The organism is uncultured Caballeronia sp., assembly GCF_964243625.1.
Classification (GTDB): Bacteria; Pseudomonadota; Gammaproteobacteria; order Burkholderiales; family Burkholderiaceae; genus Caballeronia.
The window spans coordinates 1-8,821 of sequence record NZ_CAXTGZ010000229.1 but is presented as its reverse complement, the minus strand read 5'-3'; the positions used below and the strand labels follow the sequence as shown (position 1 = coordinate 8,821).

General features: G+C 62.7%; 8 protein-coding genes. 6 read left to right on the top strand and 2 right to left on the bottom strand.

Going from position 1 to position 8,821, the window contains the following annotated elements:
* A partial coding sequence (locus ACFFAR_RS16650; RefSeq protein ID WP_375508149.1) for a DNA translocase FtsK 4TM domain-containing protein occupies nucleotides 1-1,732 on the bottom strand: 1,732 nt, incomplete at its 3' end.
* A 353-nt stretch (nucleotides 1,733-2,085) separates the two neighbouring features.
* Here ACFFAR_RS16650 and trxB point away from each other — a divergent pair.
* The 6 genes from trxB (at nucleotide 2,086) to ACFFAR_RS16620 (ending at nucleotide 7,595) form a co-directional block, all read left to right on the top strand.
* Entirely contained in the window at nucleotides 2,086-3,081 is a 996-nt protein-coding gene (gene trxB, locus ACFFAR_RS16645; protein ID WP_061998802.1) for a thioredoxin-disulfide reductase, read from the top strand.
* Nucleotides 3,082-3,348: 267 nt separating this feature from the next.
* The gene (locus ACFFAR_RS16640; protein WP_375508148.1) at nucleotides 3,349-4,122 is read left to right on the top strand and encodes a Smr/MutS family protein; all 774 of its coding nucleotides are present in this window, start codon (nucleotides 3,349-3,351) and stop codon (nucleotides 4,120-4,122) included.
* A 2-nt stretch (nucleotides 4,123-4,124) separates the two neighbouring features.
* Nucleotides 4,125-4,745 carry a trimeric intracellular cation channel family protein gene (locus ACFFAR_RS16635; RefSeq protein WP_062169516.1) on the top strand — a complete coding sequence of 207 codons (621 nt, stop codon included), beginning with the start codon at nucleotides 4,125-4,127 and terminating at the stop codon, nucleotides 4,743-4,745.
* A 208-nt stretch (nucleotides 4,746-4,953) separates the two neighbouring features.
* A complete protein-coding gene (locus ACFFAR_RS16630) occupies nucleotides 4,954-5,607 on the top strand; it encodes a methyltransferase domain-containing protein (protein WP_174362594.1) in 654 nt (217 codons plus the stop codon).
* 128 nt (nucleotides 5,608-5,735) lie between these two features.
* Nucleotides 5,736-6,059 (top strand): rhodanese-like domain-containing protein, encoded by a 324-nt coding sequence (locus ACFFAR_RS16625; RefSeq protein WP_062169512.1) that lies wholly within the window; start codon nucleotides 5,736-5,738, stop codon nucleotides 6,057-6,059.
* 33 nt (nucleotides 6,060-6,092) lie between these two features.
* Nucleotides 6,093-7,595, top strand: a complete 1,503-nt coding sequence (locus ACFFAR_RS16620) for a TolC family outer membrane protein (RefSeq protein ID WP_174362595.1) — start codon at nucleotides 6,093-6,095, stop codon at nucleotides 7,593-7,595.
* Nucleotides 7,596-7,664: 69 nt separating this feature from the next.
* On the opposite strand, the gene ACFFAR_RS16615 is transcribed toward ACFFAR_RS16620, so the two are convergent.
* The coding region (locus ACFFAR_RS16615) for a heme biosynthesis protein HemY (RefSeq protein ID WP_375508147.1) at nucleotides 7,665-8,821 on the bottom strand (1,157 nt) is incomplete at its 5' end.

Genomic DNA, 8,821 nt, shown 5'->3' with positions numbered 1-8,821 from the left:
CCTTCTGCGCGATCCGCGCGATCAGCTCCTCGACCTTCTTGCCGACGACCATCATGAGGTCGGCCAGTTCGTCGATCACGACTACGATGGTCGGCAAGCGGTTCAGCGGTTCCGGCTCGTCCGGCGTCAGGCTGAACGGGTTGGGAATCTTCTCGTCGCGCTTCGTGGCTTCATCGATCTTGTTGTTGAAACCCGCGAGGTTGCGCACGCCCATCTTGCTCATCAGCTTATAGCGGCGTTCCATCTCGGCCACGGCCCAGTTGAGCGCGTGCCCGGCTTGCCGCATGTCGGTGACGACCGGGCAAAGCAGATGCGGAATGCCCTCGTAGACGCTCATTTCGAGCATCTTCGGATCGATGAGAATCATGCGCACTTCGTCGGCGGTGGCCTTGTACAAGAGCGACAGGATCATCGCGTTGATACCGACCGACTTGCCCGAACCGGTCGTACCGGCCACCAGCAAGTGCGGCATCTTCGCAAGATCCGCGCAGACCGGCTTCCCGCCGATATCCTTGCCTAGACCCATGGTCAGGGGCGAAGCGGCGTCGGCGTAAACCTGCGAGCCGAGGATCTCCGACAAACGCACGGTCTGGCGGCGCTGGTTCGGCAACTCCAGCGCCATGAAATTCTTGCCCGGGATGGTCTCGACCACACGAATCGATACCAGCGAAAGCGAGCGCGCCAGATCCTTCGCCAGCCCGACGATTTGCGAGCCTTTGACGCCCGTGGCCGGCTCGATCTCGTAACGTGTCACGACCGGGCCCGGATAGGCAGCGACCACAGCCACTTCCACGCCAAAATCCTTGAGCTTCTTCTCGATCAGCCGGGACGTGTATTCGAGCGTGTCGGCGGAAATGGTTTCCTTCACTTCCGGCGCGGCATCGAGCAAGGCCAGCGGCGGCAAGGTGGAGTCGCCGGGCAGATCGGTGAAAAGCGGCACCTGCTTTTCCTTTTCCACACGCGCCGATTTCGCAGTCGCGACCGGCGGCACGATCACTACCGGTTCCTGTTCCTCGATCTTGACCCGGCCGCGCACCACCTTGCCTTCGCGCTTTTCGGCTGCCACTTCGCCCAGCTTGCGGTCACGCCCGGCTTCGCGGCGCAGTCGCGCGCCGGTGATGGTGGCCATGATGCCGTCGCCGGTTTTTTCGCAGACGGACAGCCAGGAAAAATTGAAATACAGAGACAAGCCGATGGCGAGCGCGATCAACAGGATCAGCGTGGCGCCGGTAAAACCGAACGCGTGGGAGACGGCGTGCGCCACTGCCTCGCCGACCACGCCGCCCGGCGCGCGCGGCACCTGCACCTTGAGCGACCACATGCGCAGCGCTTCAATGCCGTCGCTTGCGAGCAGCACCAGCACGAACGCGAAGGCCTCGGCGAGCCACGTCCGATCCTTCACCGGTTGCTCGGCCGAAGCTTCCTGATTCGTGATCCTCCGGTAATTCGCGATGATCCGCCGCGCGAGCAGCACCACCCACCAATATGCGGAAAGACCGAAAAGCAGTAACAGGATGTCCGCCGTCCACGCACCGACCCGTCCCGCCCAGTTGGCGATCTGGTCGACTTGCGCGGCATGGGTCCAGCTCGGGTCATGGCGGCTGTAGCTCACGAGCGCCATGAGCAAGAACACGCCGAGCGCGACCTGCAAGATCCATCGAATCTCGGTAAAAAGGCGCGACATGCGATGAGGCAATGCCTGCGCACTTGCAGAATAGGTAGCTTTTGCCATTGATCCGTAAGGCTTTTGACCCGCCATGAAAGGCACGGCGAGCCGACAGAGTTAAGGACGCATTGTAAACGCTGCATTGCGATGATCGGACAAAAATGGGCCATGGTTTCACCCTGTAACACCCGCGTTACATGCGTCCTGCCCGCTGCAACGGCCCGTGCGCGCTATGGCCGCCATTGAAAGGATCACTCGGCGGCGCCTGGAGACACTCTTTATAATGGCGAATTCGCGCCTATTTACAGGTCATCGGCAGAAGCGCGCCGCCGGCGCAGTTTTTCTCGACCGCCCGCGCCTTTTGCCCTTAAACCGCTTGTTCGCCCGGCGGTTTGGCCCTAACCAAACGGATTGCTCTCATGTCTTCGTCCAAACACGCAAAAGTGCTGATTCTCGGTTCCGGTCCCGCCGGTTATTCCGCCGCCGTCTACGCGGCGCGTGCGAATCTGTCGCCGCTTCTCATCACGGGCCTGGCGCAAGGCGGTCAACTGATGACCACGACCGACGTGGAAAACTGGCCGGGCGACCCGTTGGGCGTGCAAGGTCCGGAACTGATGCAGCGCATGCTGGAACACGCCGAACGCTTCAACACGGAAATTGTGTTCGATCACATTCACACTGCCAAGTTGACCGAACGGCCAATCCGCCTGATCGGCGATTCGGGCGAGTACACGTGTGATTCGCTGATCATCGCGACGGGTGCATCGGCGCAATATCTGGGCGTGCCTTCGGAAGAAGCGTTCATGGGCAAAGGCGTGTCGGCCTGCGCAACCTGCGACGGTTTTTTCTACAAGAACGGCGAAGTGGCCGTGATCGGCGGCGGCAATACGGCCGTCGAAGAAGCGCTCTATCTGGCTGGAATTGCCAAGAAGGTGACAGTGGTGCATCGCCGGGACAAGTTCCGCGCGGAGCCGATCCTGATCGACCGCCTGCTTGCGAAGGAAAAAGAAGGCGTGGTGGACATCAAGTGGAATCACGTTCTCGATGAAGTCAAGGGCGACGCGACCGGCGTAACCGGCTTGCAGATCAAGTGCACGGAAACGGGCACGACCACGGAAGTGCCGCTGCAAGGCGTGTTCGTCGCGATCGGTCACAAGCCGAATACGGACCTGTTCGCGGGTCAACTGGAAATGAAGAACGGCTACATCATCACGAATGGCGGCCTGCAGGGCAATGCGACGGGCACGAGCATCGACGGCGTGTTTGCTGCCGGCGACGTGCAGGATCACATTTACCGGCAGGCTATTACGAGCGCCGGCACGGGTTGTATGGCTGCGCTCGACGCACAGCGTTATCTCGAAAGCATCAACGAGAACCCGGCCGTCCATTCGATGAGCGCCGAAGCGGAACGTTAAGCTGCTGACCGTTGCACCGGAGCGAAAAAGCGTCCGGAACCTTCAAACGCCGGTTTCGATCCTCTGGATCGGCCGGCGTTTTCGTTTCGGACGCGGTGAAAATCGGGCAGCCGCGCTTCGGGCGCGTCCATTTCCCCGGCTCTCATGTTAAAAAGGGGCTCCGGAAGCGGCGTATATCGCGTTGCGCCGCCGTGCATTTTCTTTTGCCTTGCAATGCCCAAGAACCTGCCCCATCCGAACGAACCCCGGCCCAGACGCCCGCGCGATATGGCGCCGCGCACGGCCGCCGCGTCCGCGAAAGCGCCGCTGACGCCCGAGGAACTCGCGGCCGCGCTCAAGCGTGAAGGTCTGGCCGGACTTGCCGCGCTGCGCGAATCGCTTCAGGCGCAGGCGGTCAGGCACCGTGCCCAGCGGGCCGCCGCCATCGTGGCGGAACGCGAAGCCCTCGCTGATGCCGACGTGTTCCGCAACGCCATCGGCGAGGTCGAACCGCTGAACGTGGCGGCGCGTGTACCGTTGCCGCGCGTGCCTCCGTCGCCTTTGCCGCTGCAGACGCGGCTCGACGAAGAAGCCGTGCTGCACGAAGCCCTCTCCGACGAATACGACCCCGAAAGCCTCCTCGATACCGACGATTCCCTCTCCTACTGCCGCCACGGCGTACGCGAGGAAGTCGTGCGCAAGCTCCGGCGCGGCGCCTGGATCGTGCAGGCGCAACTCGATCTGCACGGCATGCGGCGCGAGGAAGCGCGCGAGGCGTTATCGGAATTCATCCGGGAAGCGGTGAAACGTGGCCTGCGATGCTTGCGCGTGATTCATGGCAAAGGCCTTGGGTCCGTTGGGCGCGAACCCGTGCTCAAAGGCAAGGTCCGCGCGTGGCTGGTGCAAAAAGAAGAAGTGATCGCGTTCTGTCAGGCGCGTCCTCACGATGGCGGTGCCGGCGCCGTGCTGGTGCTGCTGAAACCGGGCGGGACGCCACATCATCACGGGCACCCGCAAGACCACGATGCCCGCAGCCATCGCGATCCGCGTGAGAGGTCCTGACGGTGCATCCCAGGCTCACGCTGGCAATCTCCATCATGGAGGGGCTCGCGATCTTCGCGTATGCAATCTCGGGGTTGATCGAAGCGAGAAAGCGCCGGCTGGATGCCGTCGGCGCCTTCCTGGTCGCGCTCGCGACGGCATTCGGCGGCGGGACCGTGCGCGACGTCCTGCTTTCGCGCCGGCCGTTCTATTGGGTCGAGCATCAGGATTACGTCATCATCATCTTCGCGCTGGCGCTCACGGCACCGATGGTCCTGCGCCTCACGACCCGCTTGTTCGACCAGCGCGCCTTGCTGGTCGCCGATGCCATCGGCCTGGGTTTGTTCAGCATCTCGGGCACGTCCATCGCGCTCGATGCACAGATGCCTGCGTTCACCGCGGCCTTGATGGGCGTAGTGACAGGCGTTTTTGGCGGCATCATCCGGGACGTGCTGTGCAACGAGGTCCCGCTGATCCTGCGCGACTCCCGGCCTTACGCCGTGTGTGCGTTCGCGGGATGCTGGCTGTATCTCGGACTCGATGCAATGGGCGTCCTGGGCGTCTATAACGTGTTGTTTTCGACAGCGTTCATTCTCGTGGCGCGGCTGGTGACGCTGAAACTGGACGTGCGGCTGCCTCATTAACAGACTGCGAACCGGGCCGTCAGCCGCGCTTAAACCCGGCCGAATGGCCAACGCTCGCCGCCGTTAATTTCCGGCGCCTGTCGATTTGCTACAATCCGACTTCGATTTTCGGCTTACTGACGGCAATGAACACGTCATTGCGTCTCGTCGTTGCGCTAGTCAATAAGTCAACTCCACCCTCAACGGTCGATCGACCCGCAGACTGAAAATGAACATCGAGCAAGCGCGTTTCAACATGATCGAACAGCAGATCCGTCCCTGGGATGTGCTGGACCAGGACGTCCTGAACCTGCTGTCGATCGTCAAGCGTGAAAATTTCGTTCCCGCCGCGTACCGGAACATCGCGTTCGCGGATCTCGAGATTCCGCTGCCGGCCGGCCAGCACATGCTGTTTCCGCGCGTCGAAGCGCGTGTGTTGCAGGAACTGGCTGTGAAAAAGCACGAGATCGTGCTCGAAATCGGCGCAGGCTCGGGCTACATGGCAGCGCTGCTCGGCGCGCGCGGCCGCTCGGTGACGACGGTTGAAATCGAACCCGAACTCGCCAAACTGGCCGAAGACAATCTGGCAGCCAACGGTGTGTCGAATGCGCAAGTTGCAGTCGGCGACGGCGCACGCGGCTGGAACCAGGGCGAGACCTTCGACATCATCTGCGTCTCGGGCGGTTTGCCGGTCATGCCGCAGGAATTCCTCGACCAGTTGAAGATCGGCGGCCGGCTGGCGGCGTTTGTTGGCAGCGCGCCGGTCATGAAGGCGCAGATCATCACGCGCGTGGATGAAAAACAGTTCCGCGTCGCCGATATCTTTGAAACGCTGATCGCGCCGCTCAAGAACGCTGTACAGCCTTCGCGCTTCAAGTTTTAAGTTTTCCCCGGAAATCCGGACTCGTGCGGGGTGAACCGTTCGGGTCCGATGCTTCCAAACGGCAAACTCAGACAGCATACCGGTGAGCAAATCCGCTCGCCGTTGCCTGCCGCTTTCAACGGAATCCCATGCAAAATCTGTCCGCACCCGAACTGGCCGAATGGCTCGCCGATTCATCGCGCCCCGCCCCTGTCCTGCTCGACGTCCGCGAACCGTGGGAACTCGAAACGGCCAAGATGGCCAACATTGTCGCCATCCCGATGCGCGACATCCCTGCCCGCAGCGAAGAACTGGACGACGAAGCGCAGATCGTCTGCATCTGCCACCACGGCGCCCGTAGCGCGCAAGTCGGCATGTTCCTGGAATCGCGTGGCTTCACGCAGGTGTACAACTTGTTTGGCGGTATCGATGCCTGGTCAAAGCAAGTCGATCCGGCCATCCCCACGTATTGATTCGACGCTGTATTCAGTCATCACGGAATCTCCATGCGCCCGATGTTTGCGCTGGCGCTGTCCAGCATCAGCGCCGGGTTAGCGTGCTCACCGGCCATGGCCGTGGGCCTCGATCAGCTCTATGACGAAGCGCTCAACACCGACGCGCAGCTTCAGAGCGCGCGGGCAAGCCTCGCGGCCGACAGCGAACAACTGCCGCAAGCGCGCGCAAAGCTGCTGCCGCAATTGTCGGCGTCGGCGAGCGCGAACGAGCAGCGCACGGAGTTTGGCGGCGGCTTGCCGGCATCGAATGGAAACAGCAACGGCTTCGTTGTTTCGCTGACCCAACCGCTCATCAACGTCGCGAACTGGCAGGGCTACCAGCAAGGCCAGATCGCGCTGACCACGGCCCAGGCGCAGTTCGCCGCCGCCCGCCAGGATCTGATCGTCCGGCTGGGACAAGCTTATTTCGATACACTTTCGGCCCAGGACAGTCTTGCGATCGTGCGTTCGCAAAAGGCATCGATTGCGGAGCAGCTTGAATCGGCCAAGCATTCCTTCGATGCCGGCAGCGCCACCATCACCGATACCAACGAAGCCCAGGCCAAGTACGATCAGGCGATCTCGCAGGAAATTGCAGCACAGAACGATCTCGAAGTGAAACTGGCGTCGCTGGAGCAGATCGTCGGGCATCCGGTGACGCGTGTGGACGGCCTCGCGCGCGGCGTGACACTGCCGCCGCCTGTTCCCGCAGACATGCAGCAGTGGGTCGACGCCGCGCGCGACACCAACTACAACGTGGTGCTCAAGCAACTGGCGACGTCAAATTCGCAGCGCGAGACATTGAAGGCGAAAGCAGGTCATTACCCGTCGCTCGATCTCGTCGCGAGTTATTCCAAAAGCAGCCTGGGCGCGGCGGGCGCGGGCAACTTCGGCGGGAATTTCGGCGGCGGTTTTGGCAGCGGCGCGGGGACGATCGGTCCGGGCATTCCGGCTGCGGCGGCCGAACTCGGCAACTTCGGTGCGTATTACACCAACGCGACGGTCGGCGTTCAACTCACCATTCCCCTTTACGAAGGCGGCGCAACGCAAAGCCGCGTGCGGCAGACGCTCGCGCTCGAAGACAAGGCGCAGGCCGACCTCGATACCGCGCGGCGCTCGGCGGCTTTATCTGCGCGACAGGCGTTTCTGGGGGTATCGAACGGACTGGCGCAGGTTCGCGCACTCGAAACCGCCGAGCGGTCCGCGCGGACATCGCTTGAATCGAACTTGCTGGGTTATCAGGTGGGCGTGCGGATCAATATCGATGTACTCAACGCCCAGGACCAGCTCTTTTCGGCACGGCGCGATCTTGCGAAAGCGCGCTACGACACGCTGGTCAACTCGCTGAAGCTGAAGGCGTCCACGGCGAGCCTAACGGACAGCGACGTGCTCTCGCTGAACTCGCTGCTCTCCCCCACCGACGACACGGCGCTCACCGCCCTGCCCGTGGTCCCGACCGTGCCGCATCCGCTCACGGCGAATCCGGCAGCCGGCCGGCGCTCCCTGCCGCAATAAGCGATTAAAAAAACCGCGAGCCTTCGTACAAAAGGAAGCTCGCGGTTTTTTATAGCAGCCAACAAAACCTCAGACCACATTCATAGCCAGCGCACTCTCACGATAATGCTGGCTCGCCTTGTCGCTGTCGCCGAGTTGTTCGTGCAGACGCGCCAGGGCCCGATGGGTGCGGATCTTGAGCGGTTCGTTATCGGCGAGTTTCAAAGCCGATTCCAGGAACGCCTGCGCCTTGCCCCACAACTGCTGATGCAGACACAGACGGCCGAGCGTGAACAGCAAATCGGCGTCTTCCGTGCGCTCCTTCTGCCAGGCTTCGGCACGCTGGATCAGCGGCAAGGCATCGCCTGGCGACGCGCAATCCGGATATCGGCGCAGCAAACGCGCATCCCAATTGTGGTTCAGCGCTTCCTCGACGATCCTGCGCGCGTCGTTGCGGCGATCCAGCGCGATCAACAACTCGGCGGCGAGATCGGCCAGACGCGGCGACTGTCGCTCCACCGGCGACAACGACTGCCAGAATTCGAGCAGCGCATCGGGATTGTGCCGGCGATCGCGCAGCAGGTTTTCAGCCGCAACCTGCCGCAGACGCACCGCGACCGCAGGATGCAGCGCCTCGCGTTTTTCGAGCGTCTTGACGAGCTTCAGCACTTCGCCCCAGTTCTTCAACTGCTGCTGCGCACGCAACGCGATCTGCTGCGCGTGCAAGCGGCGGCCGCCCTGGGCCTGCATTTCGGTCAACGCGACGAGTGCGCCGTCGGCATCGCGGCCATCGGCACGCATGTCGGCGGTCGCCATCAGACGGGCGTCCTGCCAGTCGCTGTCCGCCACCTTGGCGAGCCACTCGTCGCGGCGCGCGTACTCGTGCATCTCGTGTGCCGCTTTTGCACCGATCAGGCCGGCGGCACCGGCGTTTTCATCGACGATGAGAGAATCGCGCGCCGATTTTTCCGCCTTCGAGAACCGCCCGGCATACAAGTGGCCGATGGCATCGCGCAACGCCGCGTTCGCCTTCGCCAGCCGCGAGCGCGTCCGGTACGCCGACACGCGCTGGGGCATCTTCCACACGCTGCGGATGGCGCGCAGGACCGCGTACAGCACGATGAACGACACCACCAGCGCCACCACGAACAGGTTCAGCGATACATCGACGCGATACGGCGGGATTACGAGCAGCACTTGGCCGCCGTCGAACACGCCGACGAGCGCGAGCGCCGCCGCCGCCGCGA

Coding starts and splice junctions, on each gene's coding strand:
- trxB (WP_061998802.1), top strand. CDS start 2,086: ATGTCTTCGTCCAAACACGCAAAAGTGCTGATTCTCGGTTCCGGTCCC.
- ACFFAR_RS16640 (WP_375508148.1), top strand. CDS start 3,349: ATGGCGCCGCGCACGGCCGCCGCGTCCGCGAAAGCGCCGCTGACGCCC.
- ACFFAR_RS16630 (WP_174362594.1), top strand. CDS start 4,954: ATGAACATCGAGCAAGCGCGTTTCAACATGATCGAACAGCAGATCCGT.
- ACFFAR_RS16625 (WP_062169512.1), top strand. CDS start 5,736: ATGCAAAATCTGTCCGCACCCGAACTGGCCGAATGGCTCGCCGATTCA.
- ACFFAR_RS16620 (WP_174362595.1), top strand. CDS start 6,093: ATGCGCCCGATGTTTGCGCTGGCGCTGTCCAGCATCAGCGCCGGGTTA.